Below are 16,806 nucleotides of genomic sequence, written 5' to 3'. Positions count from 1 at the left end.
CGGAGTAAAGCGAAGAGCGGGGACATACGTTGCTATGGAATACTGGTTTTGCTTTTTAAAAACAGATTCTAGCATTTTTTAGGAAAGCAGGTTCAGAAGCATTTGGGTTAATGTAATCCCGCTGTACGCTATACTGCGTGCCGCTTCCATCGGGTTTAGGTGGCACTGCCGGTAAGTGGATTCGTGGTTGCAGGGCGAATAAATGACAATTTCTTTAAAATTTTCATGGGGTTTACCGGAGTGCAACGGAGTAAAGCGAAGAGCAGGAACAAACATGGCTATGGAACACAGGTTTTGCTTTTTAAAAACAGAATTTAGCATTTTTTTTTGGAAAGCAGGTTCAGAAGCATTTGGGTTAATGTAATCCCGCTGTACGCTATACTGCGTGCCGCTTCCATCCGGTTTAGGTGGCACGGCCGGTAAGGAGATTTGTGGTTGCAGGGCGAATAAATGACAATTTGTTTAAAATTTTCATGGGGTTTACCCCACTGTTCCGTGTGCCTAAACCCCTGCCCGTTGCAGGCGGGTGATCGTAGCGAACACGGAGTGCAACGGAGTAAAGCGAAGAGCGGGGACATACATTGCTATGGAATACTGGTTTTGCTTTTTAAAACAGAATTTAGCATTTTTTTGGAAAGCAGGTTCAGAAGCATTTGGGTTAATGCAATCCCGCTGTACGCTATACTGCGTGCCGCTTCCATCGGGTTTAGGTGGCACGGCCGGTGAGGGGATTTGTGGTTGCAGTGCGAATAAATGACAATTTCTTTAAAATTTTCATGGGGTTTACCGCACTGTCCTGTGTGCCTAAACCCCTGCCCGTTGCAGGCGGGTGATCGTAGCGAGCACGAAGTGCAACGGAGTAAAGCGAAGAGCAGGGACATATGTTGCTATGGAATACTGGTTTTAGCATTTTTTTGGAAAGCAGGTTCAGAAGCATTTGGGTTAATGCAATCCCGCTGTACGCTATACTGCGTGCCGCTTCCATCGGGTTTAGGTGGCACGGCCGGTAAGTGGATTTGTGGTTGCAGGGCGAATAAATGACAATTTCTTTAAAATTTTCATGGGGTTTACCGCACTGTCCTGTGTGCCTAAACCCCTGCCCGTTGCAGGCGGGTGATTGTAGGGAACACGGAGTGCAAAGGAGTAAAGCGAAGAGCGGGGACATATGTTGCTATGGAATACTGGTTTTAGCATTTTTTTGGAAAGCAGGTTCAGAAGCATTTGGGTTAATGCAATCCCGCTGTACGCTATACTGCGTGCCGCTTCCATCGGGTTTAGGTGGCACGGCCGGTAAGTGGATTTGTGGTTGCAGGGCGAATAAATGACAATTTCTTTAAAATTTTCATGGGGTTTACCGCACTGTCCTGTGTGCCTAAACCCCTGCCCGTTGCAGGCGGGTGATTGTAGGGAACACGGAGTGCAAAGGAGTAAAGCGAAGAGCGGGGACATATGTTGCTATGGAATACTGGTTTTAGCATTTTTTTGGAAAGCAGGTTCAGAAGCATTTGGGTTAATGCAATCCCGCTGTACGCTATACTGCGTGCCGCTTCCATCGGGTTTAGGTGGCACGGCCGGTAAGTGGATTTGTGGTTGCAGGGCGAATAAATGACAATTTCTTTAAAATTTTCATGGGGTTTACCGCACTGTCCTGTGTGCCTAAACCCCTGCCCGTTGCAGGCGGGTGATTGTAGGGAACACGGAGTGCAAAGGAGTAAAGCGAAGAGCGGGGACATATGTTGCTATGGAATACTGGTTTTGCTTTTTAAAAACAGAATTTAGCATTTTTTTTTGGAAAGCAGGTTCAGAAGCATTTGGGTTAATGTAATCCCGCTGTACGCTATACTGCGTGCCGCTTCCATCGGGTTTAGGTGGCACGGCCGGTAAGTGGATTTGTGGTTGCAGGGCGAATAAATGACAATTTCTTTAAAATTTTCATGGGGTTTACCGCACTGTTCTATGTGCCTAAACCCCTGCCCGTTGCAGGCGGGTGATCAATGTCGTTAAGTTAAGGAAAAACATTGCAAAGAAAGGATTTAACCAGTATCTTTATGTCAGCCCTTATAAAGGAAGGCGAACTTTTTCCAGTTTATAGAAGGGCTTTTTTTACACACTATTAATCACATTGAAAATGAAGATTTTAGAGTCTCCTCTAAAACTGTTTCTAGTGATTTTACAAGGAAGCGTAAGTTTTCCTTTAAGGACCTTGTTGTCAATATCCTGGGCTTTAGCCGTGCCTCCGTCCGAACCGAACTTGACAGGTTCTTCAAATCCCTTTCCGGTACAGGTTCAGAAATCACCACCTTTTCTAAAAGTGCGTTTACTCAGGCTCGGCAAAAATTAAGGCCAGAGAGTTTCATCTGTTTAAACCAATCTCTTTTAGATTATTTTAAAAACAATAGCCCTTCTCAAAGAAACTGGAAGGGCAAGAGGGTTGTCGCTATTGATGGAAGTTTTCTTGTACTGCCAAACGAAAAATGCTTAATAGAGAAATTTGGTAACTTTTCGAATCAAAACAAAACTATTTCTGCAGGTGCCAGGATATCAATTGCTTATGATGTCTGCAATAATATTATCCTGGACGCGCTGATTGTCCATACACAGCACGATGATGAGAAAGAGATGGCCAAAAATCACTTGAAGAATTTAAATAGTGAAACTGATATTCTTGTTTTTGACCGGGGATATCCCAGTCTTTGGCTAATTTCTTACCTAAAGAAAGAGGGGTTTGATTTTTGTTTCAGGTTGAGTACAGCATGGAAAACTGCCCATGAAACTCTAAATTCAAGCATAGAAAAAGATATTGACTTTGAGCTAAAAAAGCGTCCCTCGCAAGAATACGGGAAATTGAGGAGCTACAACCTCCAGACCAAAGTTGAGGGGCTAAGGCTGCTATCGGTAGATTTACCTGATGGTGAACAGGAAGTTCTACTTACCAGTTTGTGTAACAGAGATGTATACCCAGTCCAAGCAATCAAAGAACTATACCACATGAGATGGGGAGTGGAAGAATGTTACAAGCGCATTAAACAGGTAGCACAAATGGAATATTTTTCAGGGAGAACGGTACATGCTATTCAACAGGATTTTTATGCAAGGATAATTTTATTAAATATTTCAGCAATGATAGGAGTGCAGATCGAAAAAGCCGGACAAAAAGATAAAGGACACAAGCATGCCGTACAAATCAATAAAACTCAGGTAGTAACCAAAGTTAAAGACTTTTTGATTGACATATTTTACAGAAACGACATAGTCTGTTCGGTCCAGAAAATCCTAAAGTTATTAAAGAATTGCACGGATATAGTTAGATCCAATAGAAGCTTCAAAAGAATTAAGGTCTATAAAGAAAAGAGAAAACCTTTGATGTACAGAGGGATATAGCTTAACTTAACGACATTGGGCGGGTGATCGCAGCGAGCACGGAGTGTAACGGAGTAAAGCGGAGAGCAGGAACAAATATTCCTATTAAACACAGGTTTTGCTTTCCAAATCAAAAAACTTTGAAATTATTTTTTAGGAAGCAGTTTAGTGAGGTTTAGGGTACTTTAGTCCTTCTGGGACTGTCGCTGATCTTCAGAAATAACGATATTTTATTAAAACTTAATAAACTTCTCTATCTGCTCATTGGTAAACTTAATGGTATCCGGCTGGATGAGGTTACCCGATTCATCTAATTCTGTTTTAATGTTCGGAATATGCAGACGTAGAGGTAAAATATTCAGATGAATATAATGGCAAACGCCTGTAAAATGATCTACACCACGGATATTGCCATATTTACCGGAAGAAATACCAACTAAAGCTGCTTTTTTATCGTAAAAACTATCAGGAAAAGTACAGGCATCGATGAGTACTTTGAGTACACCCGGATAGCTGCCATTGTACTCTGGCATGATAAATAAAAACTTTTCGGTGCTGTTGATCATGTCCTGGATTTCCTGAAAAGCTGCTGATCGTTTGCCATACATATCGGTATTCAAAACATCTGCAGGCAGGTGCTCCAGACTGAATAGATTGGCTTCGGTTTCTTTTTCTTTTAATTGCTTTTGGTAATATTTAGCAACTTTTAGCGTATTGCTATTGGGCCTGTTGGTTGCAGCTATAATCGTAATCATGGATAATTGTTAATAAGATGTGTAAAACCCAAATACGCTTCTTGCTAAAATTGACATATAGTTTGTATCTTAGCTGATTGTGAAAAAGGCCGTAAACAAGGCAAAAATAGAACTTTTTGCCGATTTTACATGCATAAATAACACAGCCCAAATAAACGTTGAGTAAATTTCGGATACATAGATGAGCAAAATTATTGCATTAGCAAATCAAAAAGGTGGTGTTGGTAAAACAACTTCATCTATAAACCTGGCTGCTAGTTTGGCCGTATTAGAATACAAAACTTTACTGGTAGATGCTGATCCTCAGGCCAATTCGACTTCAGGTATCGGTTTCGATCCACGGAATATTAAAGATAGTGTTTATGAGTGCATCATTAATGATATTGATCCGCTACAGGCCATCCAAAAAACGGATACCCCAAATTTAGATTTATTGCCTGCCCACATCGATCTGGTGGGTGCAGAAATTGAGATGATCAACCTCAACAACCGCGAGTATAAAATGAAAGCGGTTTTGGAGAAGGTTAAAGACCAGTATGATTTTATTATCATCGATTGTTCGCCATCCTTAGGTTTAATTACCATTAATGCTTTAACTGCTGCCGATTCGGTTATTATTCCGGTGCAGTGCGAGTATTTCGCACTGGAAGGTTTAGGCAAATTGTTAAATACCATCAAGATTGTTCAGAACCGTTTAAATCCTGATCTGGAGATTGAAGGTATTTTATTAACCATGTACGATGTTCGTTTGCGCTTATCGAACCAGGTGGTAGAAGAGGTAAAAACGCATTTTAACGAATTGGTTTTCGATACCATTATTCAGCGAAATACCCGTTTAAGTGAGGCACCAAGTTATGGTGTTTCGGTGATTATGCACGATGCGAATTGCAAAGGTGCCATCAACTACCTGAACCTGGCCCGGGAAATTGTAAAGAAAAACGGCCTTTTAAAGGAAGAAGAAAACATTGGAACAGCAACTTTATAAATTATAGATGACATCTTTTCAGCGAAAAACAGGTTTAGGAAGAGGGTTAAGTGCGCTTTTAGATGATAGCGAATCTGCCCATCCGCCTAAACATCAGGTAAATGCGGTGAGTGAAACCGAGCAGATTGGCAATATCAGTCACGTAAGTTTAACTGAAGTTGAGACCAATCCATATCAGCCCCGTACCGAATTTGATCAGGTAGCTTTAAATGAGCTTGCCGATTCGATAAAGATACAAGGTTTAATACAGCCCATTACCGTTAGAAAACTGGCGGCAAATAAATATCAGCTTATTTCTGGTGAGCGGAGGTTCAGGGCCTCCAAACTGGCCGGTTTAACCCAGGTTCCTGCTTATATCCGCAGTGCCAACGACCAACAGATGTTGGAGATGGCCCTGATCGAAAATATTCAGCGCGAAAATTTAAATGCCATCGAAGTAGCATTGAGTTTCCAACGGATGATTGATGAGGTAGGGTTAAAACAAGAACAGTTGGGCGAGCGCGTAGGTAAAAATCGTACCACAGTAACCAATTACCTGCGTTTGTTAAAGCTTCCACCCGCTATTCAGGCTTCCATCCGCGATCAGAGAATTAGTATGGGGCACGCAAGGGCCTTAATCAATGTTGATGGTGTTGATAAACAATTGTTTATTCACCAGGAAATCTTAGAAAAAGGTTTATCCGTACGTAAAGTGGAAGAGCTTGTACGTAATTTACAGCATATACCTTTAAAAGCCAGCGAAAAGCCAAAAGAAAAAGCTGTTTCCTTTCAATATCAAAAATTACAGGATGATCTGGCTTCCAAGTTTGCTACCCGTGTAAAGTTAAAAGTAAGTCAGAACGGTAAGGGAGCAATAGAAATTCCGTTTATGAGCGATGAAGATTTAAACCGGATTCTGGAGTTATTAGACTGGTAATGCAAAAGACTAAGCTTTTTATACTGGTTGCTGCATTTACATTTTTTCTTGTAAACCTGGCTGGTGCGCAGGTTAAGGATACTTTATCAAAACCTACAGACACCGCAAAAATTATAGTATCGAAACGGTTAGATACTGCGGCTAAAAAAAACATGACCAGAAAGGACTCGGTGAAAGCCAAGTATGTTAACCCAGGTAAGGTTGCCGGTAGAAAAGCTGTTTTCAGATCGATGATTATACCCGGCTGGGGGCAGTTGTATAATATTCAATTGCTTAACGATGGTTATGGCACAAGAGCAGGAAAAAGCCAGTTTTTTCAAAAGATCTATACCGGTGGCAAAATTACAGCTATTTACGGAGGTGCCACCGCGCTTACACTATCGCTAATGGATAGCAGGAAGAATTACAAACGTTTTTTAAATGAGGCCCAATACCGCCAGGATCATCCAGGTAGTAAGTCTGATTTAAAACAATATAGTGATCAGGGTATTCTGGACGGGAAAAGTTTATATAAGCGGAATTCGCAGATTGTGTACTTTTCATATGGGTTGCTGTATGCTGCCAATATTATCGATGCCTATGTTGCAGCGCGTTTGCATTTTTTTAATATTGATGATAATCTTTCTTTTAGGGTCATGCCATCGGTGATGAGTGCCGATTCCATGTATGGTTTCAATTTAACGCCGGTACTTAAATTATCATTGACTTTTTAATACTGCACATCATGAACTTAATAAATAAACATTTAGAATGGTGATGAATGGCCTGATAAACATTTAAGGTTGCTTTTGAAGATAAGAATAAAACAAACATATAGAGATGAAAATTGCGCTTTTAGGATATGGTAAAATGGGACAGATTATCGAAAAATTTGCAGTGGAACGTGGCCACGAAATTGTTTTGAAGATAACGATCGATAATCAAGAGGATTTAACCAGGCAGAATTTAAAATCAGCTGATGTGGCTATCGACTTTAGTACGCCTGATTCGGTTTTAAAAAATATTGATGCCTGTTTTGATGCCAATGTTCCTGTGGTTGTAGGAACAACTGGCTGGTATGGCAAATTGCAGGAAGTAAAAGATGATTGCGATAAAAGTAACAATACTTTGCTTTATGGGTCTAACTTTAGTATTGGCGTAAATTTGTTTTTTAAGCTTAATCAAACTTTGGCCAGGCTGATGAATAACTATCCCGCTTACGATGTTCAGGTAGAAGAAATTCACCATACACAAAAACTGGATGCACCAAGTGGTACCGCCATCACCCTTGCAGAAGGGATTGTAGACAACCTGGACAGAAAGCAGGAGTGGTTAAACGAGGTGGTGGGAACCGATGTTGAACTCTTCCCTAAAGCGGATCAATTGCTGATCGAATCGCATCGGATTGAAAACATACCGGGTACGCATACGGTGATTTACAGCAGTGAGGTAGACGAGATAGAAATTAAACATACGGCCCATAACAGAGCAGGCTTTGCTTTAGGTGCGGTAGTAGCGGCAGAATGGGTTAAAGATAAAAAAGGATTTTTCAGTATTACTGATATTTTTGAATAAGCCAAAGTTTTCAGTTGGCAGTTGGAAATTTTTAGTTGGCAGTTAGCCAATTCAGAGATAAAGCTGTGAAACCACAGTAAAGGATTACAGATAACCGGTAGCCGATTTCATAAATCGCTAAACCAAAAATAAGATATATGAATTATAAATTCTGGCAACGAAAAAAAGATGCCCCAAAGAAGAAAAAAACGAAAACCCGCGAATGGGTTGATGCAATTGTTTTTGCAGTAGTGGCTGCTACCATCATCCGCGTGTTTTTTATTGAGGCTTATACCATTCCATCGGGTTCGATGGAAAGATCATTACTGATCGGCGACTTCCTTTTTGTAAGTAAAGTTAATTACGGGGCACGTATTCCGATGACGCCGGTTGCTTTTCCTTTTGCTCACCATACCATGCCTTTAACCACTTCTACCAAAGCTTATTGGGATGGCGTGCAGTGGAAATATCACCGTTTACCAGGTTTGTCTAAAATTAAAAGAAACGATGTGGTGGTTTTCAACTTTCCCGAAGGAGATACCGTTGCCGTAGAAAACCAGGCAGAAAGTTATTATGCTTTAGTACGGAGCATGGGAAGGGAACAGGTGAGGAGTACCTACACCATTGTAGACCGTCCGGTAGATAAACGCGAGAACTTTATCAAAAGATGTATAGGTATTCCGGGCGATGTCATTTCAATGAGCAATGGTATTGCCAAAGTAAATGGCAAGGATGAGCCTTTAAAAAGTACAGGCATGATGCCTTATCGCATTGAGTTTAAAACCATGGACTTTAATTATGCAGCACTTGATGAGTTTAATTTAAACCTGGGCAGCGTACCGGCGGTGGCTGCTAATACCTACATCGTAGATGCTACCCCGGAAATTGCAGAAAAGCTAAAAACTTTTGATTTTGTAAAAACAGTAACCTTAAGTCCGGACCCTGCAGGCGCTGTTCCGGGAGGTGTTTTTCCAAACGACCCGAACAGGGTTTGGAACCGTGATAACTTTGGACCGATTAAAATACCTTCAAAAGGTTGGACCGTTAAAATCGATAGCAATACCATGCCGCTGTATTACAGGGCAATCAGAACTTACGAAGGAAATAAAGTGGAACAAAAGGCCGGTGTTTGGTATATTAATGATCAAATAGCTACTACCTATACCTTTAAAATGGACTATTATTGGATGATGGGCGATAACCGTCATAATTCGGCAGATTCGCGTTATTGGGGTTTTGTGCCTGAAGATCATATTGTAGGCAAAGCTTTATTTGTTTGGATGAGCTGGGACAGCACCGCCTCTTTTTTACATAAAATAAGATGGAGCAGGTTATTTATGGGAATTCATTAATAAAATATAATTCTTTAAAAAAGGCGGATAATCGAAGATTATTCGCCTTTTTTATTAATAATGCATTTATAATTAACTTTTAAAAAAAATTAAAAAGTATAGTAATGTTTTAAAAATATTTTTTAAGTTTGGATTGTAATCAAATATTATGTCTGTAATTGTGAAGAAAAATCAGCGTCTCAGGGCTGGTATTATTAAACATTTGTATTATAAAAAATCGTTATCACTTACAGACCTGAGTAAGCTGACCCAGAAGAGTTTGCCTGTGGTTACCGCTGTGGTCAACGGTTTAATTACTGAAGGTTATATAATAGAAGAAGGCTTTGCGCCATCAACAGGTGGAAGAAGGGCAGCGATGTTTCTCATCAATCCAAATCTGAAAAAATATATTGTGGCCATTGCCATGGATCAGCTAACCTCCCGATTAACCATTTACGATCTTTCTAGAAAAATGATTACACCCATTCAGACTTTAGAGTTTGATCTGTCATCGAAAGAGTGTAATATCGGAGACCTGGTTAATTTTGTTAATAGCAGTATCGATCAATCGAAAATCAACAGAGCCGATATTTTAGGTGTCGGGATTGGTATGCCGGGTTTTGTGAATGCCGATGAAGGCGTTAACCATTCTTTTCTTAAGGTTGAAAATGGAACAACGTTAAGGCATTATCTATCTTCCGAAATCAATTTACCCGTACATATAGATAACGATTCCAGTTTAATTGCGCTTGCTGAACTTAATTTTGGTGAGGCCATTGATTTAAAAGATGTAATGGTGGTTAATATTGGTTGGGGAACGGGTTTGGGCATTATTGTAAATGGTAAATTATACCGGGGGAGTAGTGGCAGTGCTGGTGAATTTAGTCATATCCCGCTTTCAAACAGCGACAATTTGTGTTCTTGTGGCAGAAGGGGCTGTTTAGAGGTAGATACTTCTTTACTGGTAATGGTGAAGCGGGCAGAAGAAGCCATAGCGGCTGGTGCTGAATCGAGCATGAAAAAATATTTTGAAGACAAAAGTAAACATCCTGCTGATCATTTCCTGCAAGCCGTAAGTGAACAAGATCCTGTGGCCATATCGGTTTTGGCCAAAGCAATTTTTCAACTAGGTAAAGGAGTAGCTACTTTAATTCACCTTTTAAACCCTGAGTGTATTGTTTTGAGCGGAAGAGGTGCCAAGGCAGGTAAAATGCTTTTGCCTCCTATTCAGCAGGCTATCCATGAGTTCTGTATCCCCCGGATAGCCGGGCAGACCGAAATAAAGCTCTCTGCCCTGACGGATGAAGCCGAATTATTGGCTGCCGGGAGTTTGACCGTAGAGTATAATCAGTTTGATTGAAATTAGATAGCTAACAAATAGAAGATAAATATTTAACCAAAACCAATACGATATGGCAAGATAAAAGGCTCAGTAAAAAGTCAGAAATTTTTAAACTAATCTTAAACTAAACACAAAAAAATATGAAAAAAATGTACTTAAAGTGTTTGAGTATATTGTTGTTATGTTTGATAACAATAAGTGCTTTTGCACAAAAAACCGTTACCGGTACGGTAAAGGACTCCTCAGGACCCCTTCCTGGTGTAAGTGTTTCTGTTAAAGGAACATCCAAAGTAACTCAGACAGATGGGAATGGTAAATTTTCATTACCCGTAAATCCGGGTGAGGTATTGGTTTTTACTGCCATAGGTTATGCCAGGCAAGAAGTCAGTACTACTAACCAAACATCACTTAATGTGGTCCTTAAAGAAAGCAGTAATCAACTGGATGAAGTTAATGTAGTAACAACTGCACTGGGCATCAAACGGCAGGAAAAATCGCTGGGTTATGCGGTAAGTACGGTAACCGCTAAACAGCTCACAGAAGCTGGAAACACCAACTTTGCATCTGCATTGTATGGTAAAGCTGCGGGGGTAAAAATTACAACAGCCCCAGGCGGTGCAAGTAGCGCGGTAAATGTTCAGATCAGGGGTATTAACTCCATTAACTACAATCAGCAACCCTTATATGTTGTGGATGGTGTGATGATCAGAAATGATGGTCAAAATGGTGCGGCAGGAGCAAACAATAATAATTATTGGGATGATCAACGTGTTCGTGGTAACGGTATTCTGGATATCAACCCGGCGGATATTGAAAGCTTAACGGTATTAAAAGGAGCAAGTGCATCGGCATTATATGGTTCTGATGCAGCCAGTGGTGTTGTAGTCATTACAACCAAAAAAGGATCTAAAAACAGGGGTTTGGGTATTGATTTTAACTACCAGGGCTCAATTGATCAGGTGGCGTTCCTGCCGAATTTCCAGAATACATATGGTCCGGGTTACGATAGAGAAACCAACGTGGCAAACGGTGCAACTGAAGAAGGCTGGATTGCTGATGCAGCTTCTCCAAGTGGTTTCAGACCGTACTTCAGGGCTTATGCCAACTTCGGTCCTAAAATGGAAGGCCAACAGGTAAGATGGTGGGATGGTTCAATTCGTTCATACTCTCCCCAACCAAATAATTACAGAGATGTTTATCAAAATGGTTATACTTCAAACGCAAACGTGGCCATTTCAAACCAGACAGAAAGTGTGAACTATCGTTTTTCGGCTTCACGTTTAGACTATAAAGGTACCCAGCCGGGAAATACCGGGTCGAAAAATACCTTTAACTTAAACTCTACCATCAAACTTGCACCAAAACTATCTGCAGATGTAATTGTCAGTTATGTTAATACCCTAACAAAAAACAGACCATATCAATTAGGTCAGGTATTGGGCTCATTTGGTGGTTTTTTTAGTCGTGCTGAAGATATGGGCCTGATGAAAGAAAAATTTCAAACCAGCAATGGTTATAAATATGCCACTTTTGACCAGACTGCCCGTCCTGAGCCATTCATTTTCAATATCAGAGCCACTAATTTGCTCGATTTTTACTGGCAGCAATTGAAAAACCAATACGATGAGAACGAAAACAGGTTATTGTCAAGCTTTACATTAAATTATGACGTTGCTAAAAACTTAAAGTTAAGAGGACGTATCGGTAATGACTATACCAGTGCTAAGGCGGAAAACCGTCAGTTTACCGAAATTCCTACTGCATTAAATGGTAATACGAGTACAGGATCTTACACAACGTCACAAGGCCAATATTCAGTACTTTATGGCGATGCTTTATTAACCTATTCCAATAAGATTGGTAATGATTTTGGCTTGTCTGTTAGCGGCGGTTATCAAGGTCGAAAAGAAACTTATAAAGACTTAAAATCGAACACCAGAGATGGATTGGTAACGGAGAATTTCTTTGCATTATCAAACTCTTTTGGTGTTGCTGAAACCTCTGAATCTCGTAAAGAACAGCTCAAGTACGCATATTTAGGAATAATGAACCTAAGTTATAAGGATTTCTTATTTGCTGAAGGTACGGCCAGACAGGAATATGTTTCAACTCTTCCTCCTGGAAACAATCAATACTCTTATTATTCAGTAAACAGTGGTTTTGTATTTAGTGACCTTTGGAAATTACCAAAATTCTGGAGTTACGGTAAATTAAGAGCCTCTTATGGGGTGGTGGGTAATGCACCTCCAATTTATGAAGCAAATGTTTCTTATACCCAAACATCACAACAAACGATCAATGGTTCTGTACCTACCTTAGTGCCTGCGAGAGCTTATGGTAATTTAGGTTTGATGCCGGAAAAGAAACATGAAGCAGAGTTTGGTTTAGAAACGAGGTTTTTAAATGGAAGATTAGGGCTCGATGTGAGTTATTATGACAACAAAATTAAAAACCAGATTTTACCATTGGAAGTAAGTTCTACCAATGGAGCACAAAGCCAGATTGTAAATGTTGGCGAAATTGGCAATAGAGGTTTTGAACTTGCTTTAAATGCCACGCCAGTTTCAGGAAAATTCAGATGGGATACCCGTTTAAATTTCTCTACAAACAAATCTAAAGTAAACTCATTAAAAGATGCCAATTCCGAAATTAATTTCTATTCATCGGATCAATCTACTGCTAAAATCGTAGCTCGGGCTGGTGAAGAGTTAGGTAACATTTATATCCGTCCGAGAAAAACTGATGCCAATGGTAATTATTTAATTAACGACGATGGTTATTATGTAATGGATAATTCTGTTTATGTTAAAGCAGGTAATATTATGCCAAAAGCTGTAGGTGGTTTTTCAAACACGTTTAGCTATGGCAACTTAGCACTGGATTTCACTATAGACTATCGTTTCGGGGGTAAAATGATTGCACCTAACTTGAAGTATATGCGCGGTGCCGGTATGTTAGAAAATTCAATGCAATACAGAGATGCGGCTAATGGCGGATTAAGCTATACTGTTAACGGAAAAACTTATAATGATGGCGTTATCTTAGCAGGTGTAAATCAAACCACTGGGTTACCAAATAACAAAATCCTCTCTGCGGCGGATTACTACCTTACCACCTATAACTGGGGTGAAGGTTCATTAACCGAAGCAGAAATTTTTGATAATGATTATATCAAAATGAGAGAGGTTGTATTGAGCTATAAAATTCCAGCCTCATTCACTAAAAAACTGAAAATTTCTAATTTAAGATTTTCATTGATCGGACGTAATCTGTTTTACATTCACAGAACTTTGAAAGATCTGGATCCTGAAGCTCCACTTGGAAACAAATGGTGGTCACAAGGGGTAGATGTGGGCTCAACAGCTGCATCCAGGAACTTTGGATTTTCATTAAATGCAAATTTTTAGTCAAAACATATCAGACATTATGAAAAAATTAATCATAAAAGCAAGTTTTCTTTTATTGTCGCTAACAACTCTGCTTGGCTGCAAAAAAGATATTGATAAAAAGTTTAATAATCCGGAGAAGGTTTTAGACCCTAATTTACCAGGATTGTTCACTGCTATGTTAAATAACGACCGTGTAGCAGCCAAGTATTGGAATGTTCGTACCTTTCTAAGTCAGATGCCGGGAGTTTATGCACAAACGATGTATGTATCAAATGGCAATACGGTTTACCAACAAAGCGACAGCTATTCTCAGCAGTATTGGGATGATTTTTACAGTACTGGTGGTAATGGTAGCGGCCCGTTAACCATTTACAGGGTGATGGAAGGAAAATTTAATTCACTTTCAGCAGCAGATCAGGCTAGCCAGAAAATCATCATGCAGGCAGCAAAAGTTGTATTGTTGGAACAGGCAGCTAAAATGGTAGATTTATGGGGCGACATTCCATATTCTGCTGCCGGTAGCTTACCTACCAATAGCACCATCAGCAACCCAAAATATGATGAACAAAAAGCTTTGTATACCTCTTTTATTGCTGATTTGGATGCTGCAGCTACATTTTTCAAGTCAGCAACAACTACTGCAGCTTTCGCGAAATCAGACATTCTTCTTAAAGGTGACGTTTCAAAATGGACAAGATACGCCAACTCATTACGCTTGAGATTACTAATGCGCATTTCAAAAACGGATGAAGCAACAGCTAAAGCTGCAGTTTTACAGATGTTAGGTAATCAATCAGCATATCCGTTAATTGATGGTGGAAATGTTGGAACCTATAACCCAGGCAATAGTGACGTGTTACTACAACCTTTAACCAATAGTACCAGTGATCTGCATGATGCCTTTTTTGAAGGAAGCTGGTATGCTACTGATTACATGTTGAATTCTGTTTTACTGCCAGCAAATGATCCCCGTATCCCTGTATTGTACGATAAATTTGGTCGTACTGTTAATGGTAAGTTTGTTCAGAATGCCACTTACCGAGCGATGCCGATCACATTTACTACCGCACAACAAGAAGCTAACTTCGCCGACTATTCTGTGCTTGATTCTGCTACATTTGTTTACAATCAAAAACTTCCTGGGATTTTGATGACAGCTTCAGAGGTCAATTTGCTTAAAGCTGAAGCTTATGAAAGATGGGGGAGCACTACTGATGCTAAAACTGCTTATGAAACTGCTTTGAGACAATCAGTAGCTTTTTATTATTATCTTAATAATCTAAATCAAGGGGCCTATGTTAAGTTAGATGCTCCTGCAACTGCTACAGTCGATACTTGGGTGAATACTTCATCAGCGGCATATACCGGAGCTTCTACTGATAAATTGACAAAAATTTATACACAAAAATGGGCACATTTTGGTGTTCTTCAATCTATTGAAGCGTGGTCTGAGTACAGAAGGACTGGTTTCCCTTTACTAACTTTTCCAACAAACGGAAAGCAGGTCGGCTTCGAAACACCACCAACCAGATTGGTTTATCCGGCAAAAGAGAAAACTTTAAATAGTGCAAACTATCAAGCTGTACAAGCTAAAGATACCCGAAAAACTAAAATATTCTGGATGCCGTAATCCATTTAAATTAAATCCTGGCAGTTTCTGCCGGGATTTTTAATAATATTACAATATGAAAATACCCAGCCTTTTAATTGCCTTTATCTGCTGCATTAATGTTGCTTTTGCGCAAAGAAATGATATCCTCAAAGAGTCAACAAAATACGAATGGCCTGAAGATCCTCTGGTAAAAGAAAAATTAGAACACTGGCAAGACCAAAAATTCGGAATGATCATTCACTGGGGTATATATGCCGTTCCCGGAATTATCGAATCCTGGTCCATCTGCTCGGAAGACTGGATTGAGAGAGACAGTACAATTAAGTATGACGATTACAAGAAATGGTATTGGGGATTAAATGAAAAATTTAATCCAACGCAGTTTAACCCGGAGCAATGGGCAAAGGCAGGTAAGGATGCCGGAATGAAATACCTGGTTTTTACCACCAAACATCACGATGGTTTTGCGATGTTTGATACCAAAGAAAGTGATTATAGCATTGCAAAAGGTCCATTTGCCAATAATCCTAAAAAAGATGTGGCCAAATATGTATTCGAGGCTTTTCGGAAGCAGGATTTCATGATCGGTGCTTATTTCTCAAAACCCGACTGGCATTCGCAATACTATTGGTGGGATAAATATGCTACGGCAAATAGAAACAACAATTACGATATCAGGAAGAATCCATGGCGCTGGAACAAGTTTAAAAACTTTACCCAGAACCAGATTGGTGAGTTGATGAATAATTATGGAAGTATTGATATTTTGTGGCTTGACGGGGGATGGGTTCGTCCTCGGGCTAGCGTAAATGAAGAAGTGCTTTCCTGGGGAGCACCTATTCCGGAGTGGAGCCAGGATATTGATATGCCGAAAATTGCAGCTGATGCCAGAAAAGTACAACCCGGTTTGATTGTGGTAGACCGTACCGTACATGGTCAGTTCGAAAACTATCAAACGCCAGAACAGAAAATCCCGGAAACACAATTGGATTATCCCTGGGAGAGCTGTATGACCCTGGGTGGAGCATGGGGTTTTGTACCGAATGATCAGTATAAATCAGCAAGAGAAGTGGTTCATAAACTGGTAGAGATTGTAGCGAAAGGCGGAAGTTTGTTACTGGGGATTGGTCCAAAAGCAAGTGGAACGCTGCCTGACGATGTAATTAAAAGATTAGAAGAAATTGGGCAGTGGACTACAAAAAATGGTGCCGCAATTTATGGTACAAGGATCACCAAAAATTATCATGACGGGCAAAACTGGTTTACCCAAAGTAAAGATGGTAAAACCATTTATGGGATCAGCCTGCTTAACGGTAATGCAGCTCAGGGAATTTCCTGGCAGGGTAGTATCCCTAAAAAAGGAACATCTATTACCCTGTTAAGTAATAAGCAAAAAGTGAAATGGAAGTTGATAGATGGCAAAGTACATCTTGATCTTCCAAAAACGGATGAGAAAATGGCATTGGCTTTCTCTTTTACGCCCGACATTAATCAGTAAGGCCAAAGCTGAGAACATACCTGCATCTTTTTAGCAGTTTTTTTACCGGGAAAAAAGACCTCTTTGCTCTATAAACAATCAAAAC

13 protein-coding genes are annotated in these 16,806 nt (G+C 40.0%); 10 read left to right on the top strand and 3 right to left on the bottom strand.

All coding sequences use genetic code 11. From position 1 onward, the window contains the following. Window positions 1–990: 990 nt before the first annotated feature. Both ACK1I8_RS13715 and ACK1I8_RS13710 read right to left on the bottom strand, forming a co-directional pair. The gene (locus tag ACK1I8_RS13715) at window positions 991–1,269 is read right to left on the bottom strand and encodes a hypothetical protein (RefSeq protein ID WP_412465930.1); all 279 of its coding nucleotides are present in this window, start codon (window positions 1,267–1,269) and stop codon (window positions 991–993) included. Window positions 1,270–1,274: 5 nt separating this feature from the next. Further along, the gene (locus ACK1I8_RS13710) at window positions 1,275–1,553 is read right to left on the bottom strand and encodes a hypothetical protein (protein WP_412465930.1); all 279 of its coding nucleotides are present in this window, start codon (window positions 1,551–1,553) and stop codon (window positions 1,275–1,277) included. Between the two features lie 535 nt (window positions 1,554–2,088). On the opposite strand from ACK1I8_RS13710, the gene ACK1I8_RS13705 reads away from it, so the two are divergent. After that, window positions 2,089–3,381 (top strand): IS4 family transposase, encoded by a 1,293-nt coding sequence (locus ACK1I8_RS13705; protein WP_412469375.1) that lies wholly within the window; start codon window positions 2,089–2,091, stop codon window positions 3,379–3,381. Window positions 3,382–3,593: 212 nt separating this feature from the next. On the opposite strand, the gene ACK1I8_RS13700 is transcribed toward ACK1I8_RS13705, so the two are convergent. Then, window positions 3,594–4,115, bottom strand: a complete 522-nt coding sequence (locus ACK1I8_RS13700) for an NADPH-dependent FMN reductase (protein ID WP_412465929.1) — start codon at window positions 4,113–4,115, stop codon at window positions 3,594–3,596. A gap of 181 nt (window positions 4,116–4,296) precedes the next feature. Between ACK1I8_RS13700 and ACK1I8_RS13695 the strand changes: the two genes are divergently transcribed. The 9 genes from ACK1I8_RS13695 (at window position 4,297) to ACK1I8_RS13655 (ending at window position 16,721) form a co-directional block, all read left to right on the top strand. Further along, complete coding sequence (locus ACK1I8_RS13695) at window positions 4,297–5,100, top strand: ParA family protein (RefSeq protein ID WP_090984756.1); 804 nt, start codon at window positions 4,297–4,299, stop codon at window positions 5,098–5,100. A gap of 7 nt (window positions 5,101–5,107) precedes the next feature. Then, window positions 5,108–6,016, top strand: a complete 909-nt coding sequence (locus ACK1I8_RS13690) for a ParB/RepB/Spo0J family partition protein (protein WP_412465928.1) — start codon at window positions 5,108–5,110, stop codon at window positions 6,014–6,016. Further along, window positions 6,016–6,729, top strand: coding sequence for a DUF5683 domain-containing protein (locus ACK1I8_RS13685; RefSeq protein ID WP_412465927.1), 714 nt, complete (start codon window positions 6,016–6,018; stop codon window positions 6,727–6,729). Before ACK1I8_RS13690 ends, ACK1I8_RS13685 begins: the two co-directional genes overlap by 1 nt. Before the next feature lie 106 nt (window positions 6,730–6,835). Beyond that, window positions 6,836–7,570, top strand: coding sequence for a 4-hydroxy-tetrahydrodipicolinate reductase (dapB, locus tag ACK1I8_RS13680; protein ID WP_412465926.1), 735 nt, complete (start codon window positions 6,836–6,838; stop codon window positions 7,568–7,570). 137 nt (window positions 7,571–7,707) lie between these two features. Then, window positions 7,708–8,901, top strand: coding sequence for a signal peptidase I (gene lepB / locus ACK1I8_RS13675; RefSeq protein ID WP_412465925.1), 1,194 nt, complete (start codon window positions 7,708–7,710; stop codon window positions 8,899–8,901). Between the two features lie 148 nt (window positions 8,902–9,049). After that, entirely contained in the window at window positions 9,050–10,240 is a 1,191-nt protein-coding gene (locus tag ACK1I8_RS13670; RefSeq protein ID WP_412465924.1) for an ROK family protein, read from the top strand. A gap of 122 nt (window positions 10,241–10,362) precedes the next feature. Beyond that, window positions 10,363–13,629, top strand: coding sequence for a SusC/RagA family TonB-linked outer membrane protein (locus ACK1I8_RS13665; RefSeq protein WP_412465923.1), 3,267 nt, complete (start codon window positions 10,363–10,365; stop codon window positions 13,627–13,629). 19 nt (window positions 13,630–13,648) lie between these two features. Then, window positions 13,649–15,241, top strand: a complete 1,593-nt coding sequence (locus ACK1I8_RS13660; protein ID WP_412465922.1) for a SusD/RagB family nutrient-binding outer membrane lipoprotein — start codon at window positions 13,649–13,651, stop codon at window positions 15,239–15,241. Between the two features lie 55 nt (window positions 15,242–15,296). Next, the gene (locus ACK1I8_RS13655) at window positions 15,297–16,721 is read left to right on the top strand and encodes an alpha-L-fucosidase (RefSeq protein ID WP_412465921.1); all 1,425 of its coding nucleotides are present in this window, start codon (window positions 15,297–15,299) and stop codon (window positions 16,719–16,721) included. The last annotated feature ends 85 nt before the right edge of the window (window positions 16,722–16,806 follow it).

Source organism: Pedobacter sp. KLB.chiD (assembly GCF_047040275.1).
Classification (GTDB): Bacteria; Bacteroidota; Bacteroidia; order Sphingobacteriales; family Sphingobacteriaceae; genus Pedobacter.
The sequence above is the reverse complement of the archived record's forward strand: the minus strand, read 5'-3'. Positions and strand labels throughout refer to the sequence as shown.